The organism is Allobosea sp. CCNWLY174, from assembly GCF_037120455.1.
GTDB classification, from domain to species: Bacteria; Pseudomonadota; Alphaproteobacteria; order Rhizobiales; family Beijerinckiaceae; genus Allobosea; species Allobosea lupini.
In genome coordinates, this window is record NZ_JBBBBQ010000005.1 from 271,871 (window position 1) to 289,159 (window position 17,289).

Below are 17,289 nucleotides of genomic sequence, written 5' to 3' on the forward strand. Positions count from 1 at the left end.
TGGAACAAGAACAAAAAAAGAACTTGCGAGAGAGAACAAACCATGACCATAGTCATCGCCATGGCGCGGATTGAGATGTGGTCGCGCCCCTGCCATAAGGAGCGCACGTCGTGAATCAGGCAAATCTCAGGCTCGTGGAAGGCTCTTCTATGGACAAGGCCAAGGCGCTCGATGCGGCGCTCTCGCAGATCGAACGGGCTTTCGGCAAGGGCTCGATCATGCGCCTGGGCAAGAACCAGCAGGCGATCGAGATCGAGACGGTCTCGACCGGCTCGCTCGGGCTCGACATCGCGCTGGGCGTCGGCGGCCTGCCGCGCGGCCGGGTCGTCGAGATCTACGGCCCTGAATCCTCCGGCAAGACCACGCTCGCGCTCCACACCATCGCCGAAGCCCAGAAGAAGGGCGGCGTCTGCGCCTTCGTCGACGCCGAGCACGCGCTCGACCCGGTCTATGCCCGCAAACTCGGCGTCAACCTCGACGACCTGCTGATCTCGCAGCCCGACACCGGCGAGCAGGCGCTCGAGATCACCGACACGCTGGTCCGCTCCGGCGCGATCGATGTGCTCGTCGTCGATTCGGTCGCGGCGCTGACGCCGCGTGCCGAGATCGAGGGCGAGATGGGCGACAACCAGCCCGGCCTGCAGGCGCGTCTGATGAGCCAGGCGCTGCGCAAGCTCACCGCCTCGATCTCGCGCTCGAACTGCATGGTCATCTTCATCAACCAGATCCGCATGAAGATCGGCGTGATGTACGGCTCGCCCGAGACGACCACCGGCGGCAATGCGCTCAAGTTCTACGCTTCGGTCCGCCTCGACATCCGTCGCGTCTCGACGCTGAAGGAGCGTGACGAAGCGACCGGCAACCAGGTCCGCGTCAAGGTCGTCAAGAACAAGGTCGCGCCGCCCTTCAAGCAGGTCGAGTTCGACATCATGTTCGGCGAAGGCATCTCGAAGGCCGGCGAACTGGTCGATCTCGGCGTCAAGGCCGGCATCGTCGAGAAATCCGGCGCCTGGTTCTCCTTCGACAGCCAGCGCCTCGGCCAGGGTCGCGAGAATGCCAAGAGCTTCCTCAAGGCCAATCCCGACGTCGCCGCCAAGATCGAGACGACGATCCGCCAGAATTCCGGCCTGGTCGCCGAGCGTATCCTGGAGAACGCCGATCCGACTGCCGAGGACCTCGACGAGGGCGAAGCCTGAGCCTTCAAACCCGCGCTTGGGGTAGTTAAGTCGACGGGCGGCCTTCGGGTCGCCCGTTTCCGTTTTGTGGTCAGCAGCTTGCCGGTATGGCGTCCTTGCGGGCGCTTTCTGGACAGGCGCACATGGGCTGACTAGAACCACTGCGCCGGGCCGGCCGGCCCCACCAGAACAGAGCCAAGATTGCGATGAGCGGCGTCAACGAGATCAGGTCGACCTTCCTCGATTACTTCAAGTCGAACGGCCATGAAGTGGTGCCGTCGAGCCCGCTCGTGCCGCGCAACGACCCGACCTTGATGTTCGCCAATTCCGGCATGGTGCAGTTCAAGAACGTCTTTACCGGCCAGGAGAAGCGACCCTACGCGCGGGCCACCACGGCGCAGAAATGCGTGCGCGCCGGCGGCAAGCACAACGACCTCGACAATGTCGGCTACACCGCCCGCCACCACACCTTCTTCGAAATGCTGGGGAACTTCTCCTTCGGCGACTATTTCAAGGAACAGGCGATTACCCATGCCTGGACCCTGGTCACCCGCGAATTCGGCCTGCCCAAGGACAAGCTGACCGTCACGGTCTACTCCGAGGACGACGAGGCGCACACGCTCTGGAAGAAGATCGCCGGCCTGCCGGATTCGCGCATCATCCGCATCGCGACCTCCGACAATTTCTGGCGCATGGGCGATGTCGGCCCCTGCGGCCCATGCTCCGAGATCTTCTATGATCATGGCGACCACATCCCCGGCGGCCCTCCGGGCTCGCCCGACGAGGATGGCGACCGCTTCATCGAGATCTGGAACCTCGTGTTCATGCAGTATGAGGAGGCCGCGGGCGGTATCAGGACCAACCTGCCCCGCCCCTCGATCGACACAGGCATGGGCCTCGAGCGTATTGCCGCCGTGCTCCAGGGTACGCATGACAACTATGCGATCGACCTGTTCGCGACGCTGATCCGCACCATCGCCGATCTCACCAACGTCCCCTCCGACGGGCCGATGAGCGCGAGCCATCGCGTCATCGCCGACCATCTGCGCTGCTCCGCTTTCCTGATCGCCGATGGCGTGCTGCCCTCTAACGAGGGCCGCGGCTATGTGCTGCGCCGGATCATGCGGCGCGGCATGCGCCATGCGCAGTTGCTCGGCGCCAAGGACCCGCTGATGCACAAATTGGTGCCGGCGCTGGTGCGCGAGATGGGCCAGGCCTATCCCGAGCTGATCCGGGCCGAGGCGCTGATTTCGGAGACGCTGAAGCTGGAGGAGACCCGCTTCCGCACCACGCTGGCGCGCGGCCTCTCCATCCTCGACCAGGAAACGCAGGCACTGGGCTCCGGCGACAAGCTGAAGGGCGACATCGCCTTCACCCTCTACGACACTTATGGCTTCCCGCTCGACCTGACCCAGGACGCGCTGCGTGCCCGCGGCGTCGGCGTCGACATCGAGGGCTTCGATGCGGCGATGGCGCAGCAGAAGGCCAAGGCGCGCGCCGCCTGGGCCGGCACCGGCGAGGCCGCGACCGAGACGCTCTGGTTCCCGCTGCGCGAGCGCGTCGGCGCGACCGAGTTCCTCGGGTACGACACCGAGAGCGCCGAGGGCGTCGTCACCGCGCTGGTCAAGGACAATGCCGAGGTCGCGACGCTGAAAGAAGGCGAGAGCGGCACCGTCATCCTCAATCAGACGCCGTTCTATGGCGAGTCCGGCGGCCAGGTCGGCGATACCGGCACACTGGTCGGCAACGGCTTCAAGGCTGAAGTGACCGACGTCCAGAAGAAGCTCGGCGACGTCTTCGCCCATCAGGTCAAGGTCGTCTCCGGCGCGATCGAGCTCGGCAAGCCGGCCGAGCTGACGGTCGACCATGGCCGGCGCGGCACCATCCGCGCCAACCATTCGGCCACCCATCTGCTGCACGAGGCGCTGCGTCGCGTGCTCGGCGACCATGTCGCGCAGAAGGGCTCGCAGGTCGCGCCGGAACGGCTGCGCTTCGACTTCAGCCACCCCAAGCCGATCTCGCGCGAGGAGCTGGCAAAAGTCGAGGAGATGGCGAACAGGCTCGTGCTGCAGAACGAGCCGATCACCACCAAGCTGATGTCGGTCGACGACGCCATCGCTTCAGGCGCGCGCGCTCTGTTCGGCGAGAAATACGGCGACGAGGTTCGTGTCGTGTCGATGGGCACCGATCGCGATGCCGAGACGCCGAAGGCCTTCTCGGTCGAGCTCTGCGGCGGCACGCATGCCAGCCGCACCGGCGATATCGGCCTCGTCACCGTCCTGTCCGAGGCCGGCGTCGCGGCCGGCGTGCGCCGGCTCGAGGCGCTCACCGGCGAGGCGGCCCGTCGCCATCTGCGCGAGGAGAGCGTCGCGCTCGACGAGATGGCCGGCCTGCTGAAGGCGCCGATCGCTGAATTGCCGGCGCGCGTCGCGACCCTGGTCGAGGAGCGGCGCAAGCTCGAGCGCGAGCTGAGCGAGGCTCGCAAGAAGCTCGCCATGGGCGGCGGCGGCGAAGCCAGCGATCCGATCCGCGAGATCGCCGGTGCCAAGCTCCTGGCCCGCGCCGTCACCGGCGTCGAGATGAAGGACCTGAAGAGCCTGGCCGACGAGGCCAAGGCTCGCGTCGGCTCCGGCGTCGTCGCCATCGTCGGGGTCGCCGAGGACGGCAAGGCCGGCGTCGTCGTCGGCGTCACGCCCGATCTGACCGGGCGCTTCGACGCGGTCGCGCTGGTGCGCGCGGCCTCCGAACGCCTCGGCGGCAAGGGCGGCGGCGGCCGCCGCGACATGGCCCAGGCTGGCGGCCCGGACGGCACGCAGGCTGAAGCTGCGCTTGAAGCCGTCGCCGCCGCGATGGGCTGAACGACCATGTCCGCCGCCCCGCAGCCTGGCATGAGCTGGCGGCGGCGGGCGCATCTGATCATCGACCGGGGCGCGGGCGACGATCTCTCGGCGCGGCTCGTCCATGGCGGGCTGGTGGCGCTGATCGTCGTCAACATCACGGCGCTGGTGCTGGAATCGGTGCCGCGCTTCGCTACCGCCCACGAGCGCCTGTTCCATGGGATCGAGCTGGCCTCGACCGTGCTGTTCACGCTCGAATATGGGGTCCGGCTCTGGGTCGCCCCCGAGCATGCGCGCTACCGCGGACTGAGCAACTGGGCGGCGCGGCGCGCCTATGCGCTGTCACCGCCGGCCCTGCTCGACTTCCTCGCCACCGTGCCGCTCTATGCCGCCCTGCTCGGCTATGGCGATCTCAAGATCCTGCTGCTGTTCCGGCTGCTGCGCTTCTTCAAGCTCGGCCGCTATTCGCCCGGCATGGCTTCCCTCGGCGCGGCGCTGCATGCCGAGCGCAAGGCGCTCGCCGCCTGCGTCGTCATCCTGATCGGCGTGATGCTGCTATCGGCGACCGCGATGCATTTCGTCGAGCACGACGTGCAGCCGGACAAGTTCGGCACCATCCCCGATGCGATGTGGTGGGCGATCGTGACGCTGACCACCGTCGGCTATGGCGATGCCTTCCCGGTCAGCCCGCTCGGCAAGGTCGTCGCGTCGCTGACCGCCGTGATGGGCCTCGTCATGCTGGCGCTGCCGGTCGGCATCATCGCCACCGCCTTCGCCCAGGAGATCCACCGGCGTGAGTTCGTCGTCACCTGGAGCATGCTGGCGCGCGTGCCGCTCTTCAGCGGGCTCGACGCCGCCGAGATCGCCGAGATCATGAACGCATTGCGCGCCCGGACCGTGCGCGGTGGCGGCGTCGTGCTGCGCCCGCACGAGCCGGCGCACTCGCTCTATTTCGTCGCCAGCGGCGAGGTCGAGCTCGTCGAGCCCGATGGCAGCCGCCGGCTCGACGAAGGCTGCTATTTCGGCGAGCTCTGCCTGACCGAGCTCGCGGCTGCCGAGGGCGGCATCGCGGCGCATGCCACGGTCGCGACCAAGCTGCTCGTCCTTGATCCTGCCGATTTTCGTCTGCTCATGCTGCGTCACCCGGAACTCGCCGCCCATCTCCATCGACTTGCAGCAGCATGATGCCGACCCGCCGCACGATCCTCGCTTTGCTCCTCTGCGCAGGCAGCCCTGCCATGGCCCAGCAGCCGCGGCCGCAGCAGCGCCAGCCGCAGGGCCCGAGCCTGTCGGCGCCGCGCACGCTGATGGCCGGCGCCATGGCGGCGGTGTTCGTCAGCCGCGCCCCGGCCAATGCCCGCCTCGCCATCAGCCGGCCGGGCGATCCTCCGGATGCGGCGATCGTCGCTTCTCCGCTCGGCCAGGTCCCGGCGCTGTCGCTGCCGGCGCCGGGCGAGGTCGGCAGCTTCGAATGGCGCCTGCTCGGTGAGAGCGACGGCAAGCCGGTCGTCCTGCTGCGCCAGCCGCTGGTGACGACCGAGCCGGCTGCAACGCTCGCCGCCCCTGCCCGCGTCGCGCGCGGCAATCCGCTGCCCGTGCGCGGCATCGGCCCCAATGGCGACCGCGACCGCGTCGTGCTGGTCAAGCCGGATGCACCGCCCGAGGCGCAGGGGCCGAATTTCTTCCCGGCCGAGAATGTCGAGAGCACGCTGGAGGCGCCGGCCGAGCCCGGGGCTTATGAGCTGCGCTATGTGATGGACGCGCCCCTCACCGGCTCGCGCGTGCTGGCGCGGCGCGAACTCGTGGTCGAGTAGCGCTCAGTCATGATCGGGATGCTGGCGCGAGCGATAACCCGGCAGCTCATCCGCCGGGATGTCGTCCTCGGTCCGTGTGCCCTCCAGGCGGCATAACGCGTCGAACCAGGGGGCCCTGCCCTCGACGCCATAGGCATGGGTCGGGGAAAAGGCGGTGGCATCGTCGAGACTGCCGACCGCGAGCGCAAGCGTGCCAGCGGCCGGATAGCTGAAGCTCAGCGGCGTGCCGCACTCCCTGCAGAAGCCGCGCTCGGCCACCTCCGACGAGCGGAAGACCGAAGGCGTCCCGCGCGTCCAGACGACGTTCTCGATGCGCGAGGAGGCGAAGGCGCCGAAATAATTGCCGACCGCCTTCTGGCACATCCGGCAGAAACAGACTGAGACCTTGTGCGGTGGCTTCAGCAGCCGGTAGCGCACCGCGCCGCACTGACAGCCGCCGGTGAGGGGGGATGTCGTTCCTGTCATGTCTGCTTCCGATCGACTTCCGACATTCCGCTAACGGGAGCGCCGACCTGCTGAACGCGGCGGAGCGACATCTTCAGAGTTCTCGTACATCCGATATCGTCGCCTCGAATGTGGCAAGCAGGCCGCTCGGCAGGTACTGCTTTTCGACCCCACCCTTGCCCACGAGACCCATCTGAATGAGGCGAGAGCCGAAGCTCGTCCTTTCAGGCTCGGCGACTCTGGGGCCATCGAATTCTTCCCAAGTCAACCTGATGAACGGCTCGGCACCGGTCTCGATTTTCCATGTGAGATCGACTTTGCCTGCCGGTACGGACAGAGCGCCGTACTTGACGGCATTCGTCGCCAACTCGTGGAGCAATAACGAGATGGAGACGGTCGCCTTCTGGCCAAGCTCGATGTCCGGACCTGTGGTTCGGATGCGACCGCCGTCGCCATGTAATTTAAGCATCGGCCGAATAACATTGATCAGGGAGGCAGCCGCCCAGTCCTGCTGCAGAAGTTGGTCATGGGCCGTGCCCATGGCCGAGATACGTTGGATAAATGCAGCGACGGCATCGCGCTCGGCCACGCCCTTGAGTGTCTGGGTGGCGATGGCCTGCACCATCGCCAACGTATTCTTCATGCGGTGAGAGATTTCTGCGTTGAGCAAGGTCTGCTGGCGCTGGGCATTGTCGCGGTCGCGCAAGACCCTACGGAGTTCCAACTGCCGCATGACCTGTCTAGCCAGGACTTTCAGCGTGTCCTGCTGGAGCTCTGTGAGAACGCGGGGCTGATAGTCCAGGACGCAGACTGTCCCGATTGCGTGACCTTCCTCGGTCTTCAACAGCGCACCCGCATAAAAGCGCAGGCCGGGTTCCCCGGTGACGAGAGGGTTACAATCGAAGCGTGCGTCTTTGGTCGCATCCGGGACGAGCAGGAAGTCCTGCTCCAGGATCGCCTTTGCACAGAAGGAGTTGTCGAGGGGCGTTTCGCGAACCCCAAGGCCGACCTCTGCTTTGAAGAACTGCCGATCTTCCGCGATGAGGTTCACCACGGCTATGGGAGTTTGGCAAATGCGGGAGGCCAGGCTCGCAATCTCGTCGAAGTCCCGCTCACGCGGCGTATCGAGCATATCGTAGTTCGCCAGCGCCTGCAGACGCTCTGCCTCGCGGTACTCAAAGTTCAAGATTTGCCACCTATTACCGGCTCGAACTCCCAGTAACCACAATCTCAGCCGTAAGTCGAAGTCAATTGCTGACGTCAGCTTCCACCCCTAGGGGTGACTTGCTTGCCCGGACATTCACGCCTTCCACTCCACGAGAAAAAGCCCGGCCAGACTGGCCGGGCTTCGAATCGTCGGCAGGCTCGACGCCGCTTACGCAGCCATCGCCTTCTTCAGGTTGTCGCTGACCTTGTCGAGGAAGCCGGTGGTCGAGAGGAACTTCTGGTCGGGGCCGACCAGCAGCGCCAGGTCCTTGGTCATGTCGCCGGCCTCGACGGTGTCGACCGTGACCTTCTCGAGCAGGGTCGCGAACTTGGCAAGTTCGGCATTGTCATCGAGCTTGGCGCGGTGGGCGAGGCCGCGGGTCCAAGCGAAGATCGAGGCGATCGAGTTGGTCGAGGTCTCCTTGCCCTTCTGGTGCTCGCGGTAGTGGCGGGTCACCGTGCCGTGCGCGGCCTCGGCCTCGACGGTCTTGCCATCCGGCGTCATCAGCACCGAGGTCATCAGGCCGAGCGAGCCGAAGCCCTGCGCCACCGTGTCGGACTGAACGTCGCCATCATAGTTCTTGCAGGCCCAGACATAGCCGCCCGACCACTTCATCGCCGACGCCACCATGTCGTCGATCAGGCGGTGCTCATAGGTGATGCCGAGCTTGTCGAACTCCGCCTTGAACTCGGCGTCGAAGATCTCCTGGAAGATGTCCTTGAAGCGCCCGTCATAGGTCTTGAGGATGGTGTTCTTGGTCGAGAGATAGACCGGATACTTGCGCATCAGGCCGTAGTTCAGCGACGCCCGGGCGAAATCGCGGATCGAGTCGTCGAGATTGTACATCGCCATCGCGACACCGGCGTCGGGGGCCTTGAAGACCTCCTTCTCGATGACGTTGCCGTCCTCGCCGACGAACTTGATCGAGAGCGTGCCCTTGCCGGGGAACTTGAAATCGGTCGCGCGGTACTGGTCGCCATAGGCATGGCGGCCGATGACGATCGGCTGGGTCCAGCCGGGCACCAGGCGCGGGACGTTCTTGCAGATGATCGGCTCGCGGAAGATCACGCCGCCCAGGATGTTGCGGATCGTGCCGTTCGGGCTTTTCCACATCGACTTGAGGTTGAACTCCTTCACGCGCGCCTCATCCGGCGTGATGGTGGCGCACTTGACCGCGACGCCATGCTTCTTGGTGGCGTTGGCGGCGTCGATCGTGACCTGGTCGTCGGTCGCGTCACGGTTCTGGACCGAAAGGTCGAAATAATCGAGCTCGAGGTCGAGATAGGGGAAGATCAGCTTGTCCTTGATGTGCTGCCAGATGATGCGGGTCATCTCGTCGCCGTCCATGTCGACGACCGGGTTGGCGACCTTGATCTTGCTCATGTGATGCGACCCCTGCTCTGGTCAGTCTGGAACGATTGCAGGCAGCAGCTGAGCGCCACTACCAGCCCGCGCGCTTCCTAGCGGGTTCCGCTGCTAGGGGGAAGCCGGCCTTTTGGGCAACGCGCGGGGGCGTGACCGATGTCCCCCGGCCCCGACGCAGGGCGCCCCGCTGTGCAACGCAGTTGGCAATGTTGCGAACCGATTTAGATTGGAGCCATGACCAGCTCCTCCTCTCCCCTCGCCCTCGTCACCGGCGGCACCCGCGGCATCGGCGCCGGCGCCGCGCTTGCACTCGCCGAGGCCGGCTACCAGGTCCTCGCCACCGGTCTCACGCAGGAGGAGGTCGCGGCGACGCCCGCCCATGCCGCCATCCGTCATGCCCGCCTCGACGTCACCAGCGATGCGCAGGTCGCAGCGATCGTCGCCGGCTGCGAGCGCATCGACGCGCTGGTCAACTGCGCCGGCATGATCCAGCGCGGCGGCAAGGAATTCGAGATCGAGGCCTTCCGGCTAACCCTCGAGGTCAATCTCACCGGCTCGATGCGCATGTGCCTGGCAGCGAAGGACAAGCTCGCCGCGAGCAAAGGCGCGATCGTCAACACCGCTTCGATGCTGACCTTCCACGGCTCGGCCTATGCGCCGGGCTATTCCGCCTCGAAGGGCGGCGTGGGCCAGTTGACCAAGTCGCTCGCCGCCGCCTGGGCGCAGGACGGTATCCGCGTCAACGCGGTCGCGCCCGGCTGGATCGCGACCGAACTGACCAGGCCTCTCATCGAGGACGCAGCCCGCTCCGCCCCGATCCTCTCGCGCACCCCGATGAACCGCTGGGGCGAGCCGGGCGATGTCGGCGGGGCGGTGCTGTTCCTGCTCTCGGATGCCGCCCGCTTCATCACCGGCACGATCCTGCCGGTCGACGGCGGCTATCTCGCCGTCTGAAAAGACTGAGAAACACCAGCGATCTGGCGGCGTTTCCTGAATCGATCGCCCAGCCAGCTGAATCAGAAACTCAACCGGAGGAAACAGCGATGAACAAGGTCAGCCCGGTCCCCGTCCAGGTCAGCACCGAAGAACGCTGGACACCCTATCGGCACCCGCAGCCGAAGGATTCTCCGCCGGAGCTGATCGTGCCGAACGTCATCCCGGAGGATGAGCGCGTCTGGGTGCCGGTCGACGACAATGTCTGGTTCCGGCCTTTGTGCCTATCGGTGACGCGTGGCTACTGGATGAACCTGCTGCGCGTGCGCCGCGCCGGCGTGCTCTCGCGCCATCGCCATCCCCAGCCCGTCCATGGTTATGTGCTGCGGGGAAAGTGGCGCTATCTCGAGCATGACTGGACCGCGACGGAGGGCTCCTATGTCTACGAGGCGCCCGGCGAGACCCATACGCTGGTGGTCGATCCCGACGTCGAGGAGATGATCACCATGTTCCAGGTCAACGGCGCGATGATCTATGTCGATCCTGACGGCAAATGCCTCGGCTATGACGACGTCTTCACCCGGCTCGACAAATGCCGGGCGCACTACGCCACCAACGGCCTCGGGGCGGAGTACGCCGATCAGTTCATCCGCTGATTTGGCTCGCCGTTCATTCGACCAAGGGGTCGCCGATTGAACCGCGCCTCCCCTCTCCCCTTGCGGGAGAAGGGGATGCCCCTCGCTCAGCGCCCGAGCTTCGCCAGCTCGACCGCCGCGCGCAATTCGATATGGGCGAGGACCTCGTCGAGGCGGGGATCGTCGGTCGCCTCGCGCCGCGCCGACAGCATCGCCTTCAGCCGCTCCAGCTCCGCCGGCGAGACACGCCCGGAGAGCAGGGCGGCCTTCAGCCGGTCCAACCCGTCGAGCAGGTCATGGCCGCGGCGGGCCTGGCGCCGCTTGCGCTCCTGCCCGTCCTCCTCGGCCTGAACCGCGAGCAAACCGTCGAGCGAGCCGGCATGGCTGACGGCCGCGCCCTGTGCCGCGCCGGCGCTCTCGCGGGCCGGCAGGCGGAAGCTCGAGCCGCCGGTCGTGCCGCTGCGACTGGTCGACGTCGTCGAGGAGATCGGACTGCGCTGGTCGATGCGGATCATCACGCTCTCGCAAGGTCGGCCCGAAAAGGCGCTGCAGGGACGCTGCCCGACCCGCTTCCTTGTGCCGGCAACGTGGTTAAGGAGCGGTAAACCGCCCGGCAGGATTTGCCGGGGGCGGCAGCTTTGTACCGGCCGCCCCGCCATGAGCAATCTGACGTCCCATCTCTAAAATACTGATTAAAAAGCGTTTTCGCTTTCTTCCGAATTGGCACGCTCTTCGCAACGGCTTGGCGACATCAGATCCACCCGGTGCCATATGCCTAGCTTCCTCCGCCTCCACCATCTGCTGACGCCGCTCGCAGCCTTGCTGCTGGCCGGCGCCGCGATGGCGGCCGATCTTGCTCCGGCGCCGCCTTTGGCTCGGGGCGGCAATGGCGTCAGCAGCCACGCTCCGACGCGCAACGGCGCGGCCGAGGCCGGCGTCTCGCGCACCGCCTTCGCCGGCAGCGGCGGCATGGGCACCGCGCTCTCGCGCATCAAGGACCTCGCCTCGGTCGAGGGCGTGCGCAGCAACCAGATCCTCGGCTACGGCATCGTCGTCGGCCTCAACGGCACCGGCGATACGCTCAACAACGCGCCTTTCACCAAGCAGTCGCTGCAGGCGATGCTGGAGCGCCTCGGCGTCAACACCCGTGGCGCCAGCATGCGCACCGCCAATGTCGCGGCGGTGATGATCACCGCCAATCTGCCGCCTTTCGCCGTCCAGGGCACACGCCTCGACGTCACCGTCTCGGCGCTGGGCGATGCCAAGTCGCTGCAGGGCGGCACATTGCTCGCGACCCCGCTGCTCGGCGCCGATGGCGAGGTCTACGCCGTTTCGCAGGGCCCGGTCGCGATCGCCGGCTTCTCGGCTGAAGCCGACGCCGCCAAGATCACCCGCGGCGTGCCGACCGTCGGGCGCATCGCCAATGGCGGCCTGGTCGAGCGCGAGATCGACTTCGCCCTGAACAAGCTGAAGACGCTGCGCCTGTCGCTGCGCAATCCCGACCTCACCACCGCCCGCCGCATCGCCGCCGCGATCAACGACTTCATCGGCGGCGACTCGGCCGAGCCGACCGACCCGTCGACCGTGGTGCTGCAGATCCCGCCGCGCTTCCAGGGCAACATGATCCGCCTGCTCACCGATATCGAGCAGCTTCGGGTCGAGCCCGATCAGGGTGCCCGTGTCGTCATCGACGAGCGCTCCGGCATTATCGTGATGGGCAAGGATGTCCGCGTCTCCACCGTGGCCGTCGCCCAGGGCAACCTGACGGTGACGATCTCGGAGGAACCGCAGGTCAGCCAGCCCAACGAGCTCTCCAATGGCCGGACCGTCGTCGTCCCGCGCAGCAACGTCAAGGTCGACACCGAGGGCAACAACAAGCTCGCCCTCGTCAAGGAGAGCGTCACCTTGCGCGAACTGGTCGACGGGCTGAACGCGCTCGGCATCGGCCCGCGCGACCTGCTTTCCATCCTGCAAGCCATCAAGGCAGCCGGCGCGCTGCAAGCCGACATCGAGGTGATGTAATGAGTGCCCTCCTCGCCGCTCCTGCCGCCAAGCTCGCCATCGGCGCCGCCACCAAGCTGGCCGGCGGCATCGCCGACGCGCTCAGCTCCACGCAGAACACCAAGGCCAAGAAGACCGCCGACGATTTCGAGACCGTCTTCCTCGAGAACTTCACCCAGACCATGATGAGCTCGAGCGGGACCGAAGGCCCGCTCGGCGAGAACGGCACGGGCGGCGACGTCTGGCGGTCGATGCTGACGCAGGAATACGCCAAGCAGATCCAGAAGTCCGGCGGCGTCGGCCTCTCCGACCAGATCATGCGGGACCTGATCCAGGTCCAGGCTTCGGCCGGCAAGTCCGCTGCCACGTCGGCGGGAGCCGGCAATGCTTGAGCGGATGCGCGTCGTCGACGAACGCCCGCGCGTCTCGAACGCCATCGAGGCCGAACGCCTGATCGAGGCCGTGATGGAGACGCTGAGCGCGCTTTCCCATGTCGTCGGCGAGGAGACCGGGCTGGTCAAGGCCGGACGCCTCAAGGATGCGATGGAGCGCGAAGCACGCAAGGCCGAGCTCGCCGGCGTCTATATGAAGGGCGTCGAGCAGGTGAAACTGAACGCAGTGGCGCTCGCCCGCTTCGCCCCGGAGCGGGTCAAGCGCCTGAAGAGCACCCATCTCGCCTTCCAGGAGCTGATCGACCTCAACCAGACCGTACTGGCGACGGCCCGGGCGATCTCGGAATCGATCATGCGCGACCTGGCCGTCGACACCAACAAGCAGAACAGGGCGCCCGGCTACGGCCCGACCGCGACCGTCGGCGCCGGAGTCTTCGCGCGGCCCAATGCCGGCCCGATGGTGATTTCGAAGAGTCTGTGAGCCCCCCGCCCGCAAGAAGAAACATCCGAGCACCTGCGGCATGTTCAGATCAGGAATTCATCGCAGGCGAAAGACTGCATGGTTAATCTGAGCCGAGACTCGACCTAAGCAGCATTAACGCTGTCGAGGCGCGAGAAATGCGCAAAACGCATTGCAATTTACCAATTTCTCTAACGGCGGATTCAACTCTCTGCCGCATCCTCTCAGGCTTGGAAGAAGTCCGCCCTTGCGAGAGGAGTCCAGAATGGATTTCGGCGCGACACCAAAGACGTTCGCGACCGGTGCCGTCCAGGCAACGATCCGCACCGACATTTCCGTCCAGAACGGCGCGACCCCGGTCGAGCTCCCCCCGGAGAAGACCGTCCGTTCGGTCCCCGCTGGCGAACCGGTCCAGCTCGACATCCGGGCCCGTGCCGAGGAGCGCCGCTCCGACGCGCAGCGCCAGCAGAGCGCGCAGGACGATACCGCCCAGCAACGCCGCTTCGATGAGCAGCGCCGCCAGCAGGAGTTGCGCGACGTGATCGAGCGGCGCCTCGATATCGAGCCGAAGACGCGCAGCGTCATACTGCGTAAGACCAACCGCGATACCGGCGAAGTTGTCGAGCAGCTCCCTGACGAGACGCTGCTGAAGCTGCGCATCTGGTCGCGCGAGATCATCGAGCGTAATCGTGAGGCGGAAGCTCCTCGCAATCACGAGGTCGAGCGCCTCGCCTAGGCTTAGCGACCTCACTCATCATTCGACGCCGCTGGTATTCGCCGGCGGCGTTTTTCGTTAGTCAAGCCAGATCCGATCGCACAAGCCTGGCCACGACAGTATTTAACACTCGTTAACTAGTTCGCAACTTCGCCCAAATTGCGGGCAATTCGCCGCTCCGGATTCACCGCTCGTTACGAAATCGGCCGCATCCTGCCTCGGTCGCGGCCAGAACGGTCTCGACGCCAGAAGGCACCATACCAGGAAGGTATTATAAAATGGCCGTTTCTCTCTCTGCTGGCGTCCGCAATAACCTTGCGACGCTGCAATCGACCGCCGCCCAGTCCTCGCAGATCCAGAACCGTCTTGCTACCGGCAAGAAGGTCAACTCCGCGATCGACAGCCCGGTCAACTTCTTCACCGCCGCCTCGCTGAATGATCGCTCGAGCCAGCTCACCGGCCTGCTCGACGGCATCTCGAACGGCATCCAGACCATCCAGGCTGCCTCCAAGGGCATCGACGGCATCACCAAGCTCGTCGGTTCGCTGCAGTCGACGATCAAGCAGGCCCAGGCCGACGCGGCTCAGAACCGTCCGACCAAGGCCGGCACGGCTCTCGCCACTGCGGCAGAAGTCACGACCACCAGCAAGAGCCTGAAGGACATCGCCCTCGACAAGAAATTGCTCGATGACGATGCCAGCGCCGCGAACAATGCTGCCACGGCGTCGAGCTCGGGCAACATCGGCCTCGCCACCGCCAACGTCAACATCGGCATCTCGATCGTCGCCGGTTCGACGACCTATGAGGCCTCGTTCGGCGGCGCCAACGCGACGGTCCGCGACCTCGTCAACGAGATCAACAAGTCGGGCATCGCGACCGCCTTCGTCGACGAGAAGGGCCAGCTCAACGTCAAGGGCACCGGCTCCGACGCTCTGCAGGTCGGTATCGGTTCTGCGGCGGCGAGCGGCGCTGCCGCGATCACCGACGCTCAGACCGGTGGCGCCAACACGGCCGTCGGCTTCGCCGCCGCGGATCGTACGGGCGCCGGCCTCACCTCGTCGGGCATCACCTCGGCGGTGCGCTCGAACCTGATCGACCAGTACAACGACCTGCGCAGCAAGATCGACGATCTCGCCAAGGATGCCGGCTTCAACGGCATCAACCTGCTCACGGGTGACCGTCTCTCTGTCGTCTTCAACGAGAAGACCGGCAAGAACCAGACCAAGCTCGACGTGCAGGGCACGCAGTTGACGTCCGACAACCTCGGCATCGTCAAGGCTGGCAACACCCAGCTCGCCGGTAGCACCAACTTCCAGAACGACTCCGATCTGGAAGCCGCGACCAAGTCGCTGACCGGCGCGTTGACCTCGCTGAAGTCGCTCTCCTCGACCTTCGGTGCGAGCCTCTCGGTCGTCCAGACCCGGCAGGACTTCACCAAGGACCTGGCGAACGTCCTGACCTCCGGCGCGGACAACCTCGTCAACGCCGACCTCAACCAGGAAGCCGCCTCCCTGCTCGCGCTGCAGACCCGTCAGCAGCTCTCGCAGCAGGCGCTTTCGCTCGCCAACCAGGCCGACCAGGGCGTCCTGCGTCTCCTCGGCTGATCTTCGGTCCGCAGGAGCGGATCACCCCGCAGAACGCGGGACGAAGCAAAAGAGCGGCGGAGCCTCGGCTCCGCCGCTTTTCGTTTGGGCCCAGTTCGGAATCGGCAGCTCGCGCGGTCTCGACCGCGGCCGTTCCGGATCCGTTAACCATGCCGGGACTTCGCCCGGTTTGCGAGCAGTTCGTCGCCCCGAATTTACCGCTCGTTACGAGATCGGACGCATGGTCTCCCCGTCGGGTCCAGAACGGGCTCGATGCCAGAAGGCACCATACCAGGAAGGTATCAAATCATGGCCGTTTCGCTCTCTGCCGGCGTTCGCAACAATCTCTCGACGCTGCAGTCGACCGCCGCCCAGTCCGCGCAGATCCAGAACCGTCTCGCCACCGGCAAGAAGGTCAACTCCGCGATCGACAGCCCGGTCAACTTCTTCACCGCCGCCTCGCTGAATGATCGCTCGAGCCAGCTCACCGGCCTGCTCGACGGCATCTCGAACGGCATCCAGACCATCCAGGCTGCCTCCAAGGGCATCGACGGCATCACCAAGCTCGTCGGTTCGCTGCAGTCGACCGTGAAGCAGGCCCAGGCCGACGCGGCTCAGAACCGCCCGACCAAGGCCGGCACGGCTCTGGCCAACGCGGCTGAAGTCGCCCTCACCAGCAAGAGCCTGAAGGACATCGCCCTCGACAAGAAATTGCTCGATGACGATGCCAGCGCCGCGAACAATACTGCCACGGCGTCGAGCTCGGGCAACATCGGCCTCGCCACCGCCAACGTCAACATCGGCATCTCGATCGTCGCCGGTTCGACGACCTATGAGGCCTCGTTCGGCGGCGCCAACGCGACGGTCCGCGACCTCGTCAACGAGATCAACAAGTCGGGCATCGCGACCGCCTTCGTCGACGAGAAGGGCCAGCTCAACGTCAAGGGCACCGGCTCCGACGCTCTGCAGGTCGGTATCGGTTCTGCGGCGGCGAGCGGCGCTGCCGCGATCACCGACGCTCAGACCGGTGGCGCCAACACGGCCGTCGGCTTCGCCGCCGCCGATCGCACCGGCGCCGGCCTCACCTCGTCGGGCATCACCTCGGCGGTGCGCTCGAACCTGATCGACCAGTACAACGACCTGCGCGCCAAGATCGACGATCTCGCCAAGGATGCCGGCTTCAACGGCATCAACCTGCTCGCAGGTGACCGTCTGTCTGTCGTCTTCAACGAGAAGACCGGCAAGAACCAGACCAAGCTCGACGTCCAGGGCACCCAGCTGACCTCCGACAACCTCGGCATCGTCAAGGCTGGCAACACCCAGCTCGCCGGCAGCACCAACTTCCAGAACGACTCCGATCTGGAAGCCGCGACCAAGTCGCTGACCGGCGCGCTGACCTCGCTGAAGTCGCTCTCCTCGACCTTCGGCGCCAACCTCTCGGTCGTCCAGACCCGCCAGGACTTCACCAAGGACCTGGCGAACGTCCTGACCTCCGGCGCCGACAGCCTCGTCAACGCCGACCTCAACGCCGAGGCCGCCTCCCTGCTCGCGCTGCAGACCCGTCAGCAGCTCTCGCAGCAGGCGCTCTCGCTCGCCAACCAGGCCGACCAGGGCGTCCTGCGTCTCCTCGGCTGATCTTCGGTCCGCAGAAGCGGATCACCCCGCAGAACGCGGGACGAAGCAAAAGAGCGGCGGAGCTTCGGCTCCGCCGCTTTTCGTTTGCGCGCA

General features: G+C 65.9%; 16 protein-coding genes. 12 read left to right on the forward strand and 4 right to left on the reverse strand.

From position 1 onward, the window contains the following. Positions 1 to 110: 110 nt before the first annotated feature. The 4 genes from recA to V7S63_RS17520 all read left to right on the forward strand — a co-directional run bounded on the left by recA (position 111) and on the right by V7S63_RS17520 (position 5,826). On the forward strand, positions 111 to 1,196 hold the full coding sequence (gene recA / locus V7S63_RS17505; protein WP_336531132.1) for a recombinase RecA: 1,086 nt from the start codon (positions 111 to 113) through the stop codon (positions 1,194 to 1,196). A 185-nt stretch (positions 1,197 to 1,381) separates the two neighbouring features. Then, complete coding sequence (gene alaS / locus V7S63_RS17510) at positions 1,382 to 4,033, forward strand: alanine--tRNA ligase (RefSeq protein WP_336531133.1); 2,652 nt, start codon at positions 1,382 to 1,384, stop codon at positions 4,031 to 4,033. Between the two features lie 6 nt (positions 4,034 to 4,039). Then, a complete protein-coding gene (locus tag V7S63_RS17515; RefSeq protein WP_336531134.1) occupies positions 4,040 to 5,197 on the forward strand; it encodes a cyclic nucleotide-gated ion channel in 1,158 nt (385 codons plus the stop codon). A 53-nt stretch (positions 5,198 to 5,250) separates the two neighbouring features. Next, positions 5,251 to 5,826 carry a hypothetical protein gene (locus V7S63_RS17520; protein ID WP_336531135.1) on the forward strand — a complete coding sequence of 192 codons (576 nt, stop codon included), beginning with the start codon at positions 5,251 to 5,253 and terminating at the stop codon, positions 5,824 to 5,826. A 3-nt stretch (positions 5,827 to 5,829) separates the two neighbouring features. Here V7S63_RS17520 and V7S63_RS17525 read toward each other — a convergent pair whose 3' ends face one another. The 3 genes from V7S63_RS17525 to V7S63_RS17535 all read right to left on the reverse strand — a co-directional run bounded on the left by V7S63_RS17525 (position 5,830) and on the right by V7S63_RS17535 (position 8,860). Further along, the gene (locus V7S63_RS17525) at positions 5,830 to 6,291 is read right to left on the reverse strand and encodes a GFA family protein (protein WP_100959339.1); all 462 of its coding nucleotides are present in this window, start codon (positions 6,289 to 6,291) and stop codon (positions 5,830 to 5,832) included. Positions 6,292 to 6,364: 73 nt separating this feature from the next. Then, on the reverse strand, positions 6,365 to 7,456 hold the full coding sequence (locus V7S63_RS17530; protein WP_336531136.1) for a sensor histidine kinase: 1,092 nt from the start codon (positions 7,454 to 7,456) through the stop codon (positions 6,365 to 6,367). Between the two features lie 189 nt (positions 7,457 to 7,645). Next, positions 7,646 to 8,860: an NADP-dependent isocitrate dehydrogenase gene (locus tag V7S63_RS17535; protein ID WP_336531137.1), complete on the reverse strand. Its 1,215-nt coding sequence runs from the start codon at positions 8,858 to 8,860 to the stop codon at positions 7,646 to 7,648. A 216-nt stretch (positions 8,861 to 9,076) separates the two neighbouring features. Here V7S63_RS17535 and V7S63_RS17540 point away from each other — a divergent pair, with 216 nt between their 5' ends. Together V7S63_RS17540 and V7S63_RS17545 are read left to right on the forward strand one after the other, a co-directional pair. Then, positions 9,077 to 9,796 carry an SDR family NAD(P)-dependent oxidoreductase gene (locus V7S63_RS17540; protein ID WP_336531138.1) on the forward strand — a complete coding sequence of 240 codons (720 nt, stop codon included), beginning with the start codon at positions 9,077 to 9,079 and terminating at the stop codon, positions 9,794 to 9,796. 89 nt (positions 9,797 to 9,885) lie between these two features. Beyond that, the gene (locus V7S63_RS17545; RefSeq protein WP_091840801.1) at positions 9,886 to 10,431 is read left to right on the forward strand and encodes a 2,4'-dihydroxyacetophenone dioxygenase family protein; all 546 of its coding nucleotides are present in this window, start codon (positions 9,886 to 9,888) and stop codon (positions 10,429 to 10,431) included. An 86-nt stretch (positions 10,432 to 10,517) separates the two neighbouring features. Here the strand turns inward: V7S63_RS17545 and V7S63_RS17550 are convergent, their stop codons facing one another. Then, the gene (locus V7S63_RS17550; RefSeq protein WP_336531139.1) at positions 10,518 to 10,925 is read right to left on the reverse strand and encodes a flagellar assembly protein FliX; all 408 of its coding nucleotides are present in this window, start codon (positions 10,923 to 10,925) and stop codon (positions 10,518 to 10,520) included. A gap of 325 nt (positions 10,926 to 11,250) precedes the next feature. On the opposite strand from V7S63_RS17550, the gene V7S63_RS17555 reads away from it, so the two are divergent. The 6 genes from V7S63_RS17555 to V7S63_RS17580 all read left to right on the forward strand — a co-directional run bounded on the left by V7S63_RS17555 (position 11,251) and on the right by V7S63_RS17580 (position 17,196). Beyond that, on the forward strand, positions 11,251 to 12,432 hold the full coding sequence (locus V7S63_RS17555; RefSeq protein WP_425285472.1) for a flagellar basal body P-ring protein FlgI: 1,182 nt from the start codon (positions 11,251 to 11,253) through the stop codon (positions 12,430 to 12,432). Continuing rightward, the gene (locus V7S63_RS17560) at positions 12,432 to 12,803 is read left to right on the forward strand and encodes a rod-binding protein (RefSeq protein ID WP_091840796.1); all 372 of its coding nucleotides are present in this window, start codon (positions 12,432 to 12,434) and stop codon (positions 12,801 to 12,803) included. Before V7S63_RS17555 ends, V7S63_RS17560 begins: the two co-directional genes overlap by 1 nt. Continuing rightward, positions 12,796 to 13,284, forward strand: a complete 489-nt coding sequence (locus tag V7S63_RS17565) for a hypothetical protein (RefSeq protein WP_336531140.1) — start codon at positions 12,796 to 12,798, stop codon at positions 13,282 to 13,284. The genes V7S63_RS17560 and V7S63_RS17565 overlap by 8 nt, the downstream gene beginning before the upstream one ends. A 244-nt stretch (positions 13,285 to 13,528) precedes the next feature. After that, on the forward strand, positions 13,529 to 13,999 hold the full coding sequence (locus tag V7S63_RS17570; protein ID WP_336531141.1) for a hypothetical protein: 471 nt from the start codon (positions 13,529 to 13,531) through the stop codon (positions 13,997 to 13,999). A gap of 257 nt (positions 14,000 to 14,256) precedes the next feature. Continuing rightward, positions 14,257 to 15,582, forward strand: coding sequence for a flagellin N-terminal helical domain-containing protein (locus V7S63_RS17575; RefSeq protein ID WP_336531142.1), 1,326 nt, complete (start codon positions 14,257 to 14,259; stop codon positions 15,580 to 15,582). A 288-nt stretch (positions 15,583 to 15,870) separates the two neighbouring features. Continuing rightward, on the forward strand, positions 15,871 to 17,196 hold the full coding sequence (locus tag V7S63_RS17580) for a flagellin N-terminal helical domain-containing protein (protein WP_336531143.1): 1,326 nt from the start codon (positions 15,871 to 15,873) through the stop codon (positions 17,194 to 17,196). Positions 17,197 to 17,289 lie beyond the last annotated feature (93 nt).

Coding starts and splice junctions, on each gene's coding strand:
- alaS (WP_336531133.1), top strand. CDS start 1,382: ATGAGCGGCGTCAACGAGATCAGGTCGACCTTCCTCGATTACTTCAAG.
- V7S63_RS17515 (WP_336531134.1), top strand. CDS start 4,040: ATGTCCGCCGCCCCGCAGCCTGGCATGAGCTGGCGGCGGCGGGCGCAT.
- V7S63_RS17520 (WP_336531135.1), top strand. CDS start 5,251: ATGGCCCAGCAGCCGCGGCCGCAGCAGCGCCAGCCGCAGGGCCCGAGC.
- V7S63_RS17525 (WP_100959339.1), bottom strand. CDS start 6,291: ATGACAGGAACGACATCCCCCCTCACCGGCGGCTGTCAGTGCGGCGCG.
- V7S63_RS17535 (WP_336531137.1), bottom strand. CDS start 8,860: ATGAGCAAGATCAAGGTCGCCAACCCGGTCGTCGACATGGACGGCGAC.
- V7S63_RS17540 (WP_336531138.1), top strand. CDS start 9,077: ATGACCAGCTCCTCCTCTCCCCTCGCCCTCGTCACCGGCGGCACCCGC.
- V7S63_RS17545 (WP_091840801.1), top strand. CDS start 9,886: ATGAACAAGGTCAGCCCGGTCCCCGTCCAGGTCAGCACCGAAGAACGC.
- V7S63_RS17550 (WP_336531139.1), bottom strand. CDS start 10,925: ATGATCCGCATCGACCAGCGCAGTCCGATCTCCTCGACGACGTCGACC.
- V7S63_RS17555 (WP_425285472.1), top strand. CDS start 11,251: ATGGCGGCCGATCTTGCTCCGGCGCCGCCTTTGGCTCGGGGCGGCAAT.
- V7S63_RS17560 (WP_091840796.1), top strand. CDS start 12,432: ATGAGTGCCCTCCTCGCCGCTCCTGCCGCCAAGCTCGCCATCGGCGCC.
- V7S63_RS17565 (WP_336531140.1), top strand. CDS start 12,796: ATGCTTGAGCGGATGCGCGTCGTCGACGAACGCCCGCGCGTCTCGAAC.
- V7S63_RS17570 (WP_336531141.1), top strand. CDS start 13,529: ATGGATTTCGGCGCGACACCAAAGACGTTCGCGACCGGTGCCGTCCAG.
- V7S63_RS17575 (WP_336531142.1), top strand. CDS start 14,257: ATGGCCGTTTCTCTCTCTGCTGGCGTCCGCAATAACCTTGCGACGCTG.
- V7S63_RS17580 (WP_336531143.1), top strand. CDS start 15,871: ATGGCCGTTTCGCTCTCTGCCGGCGTTCGCAACAATCTCTCGACGCTG.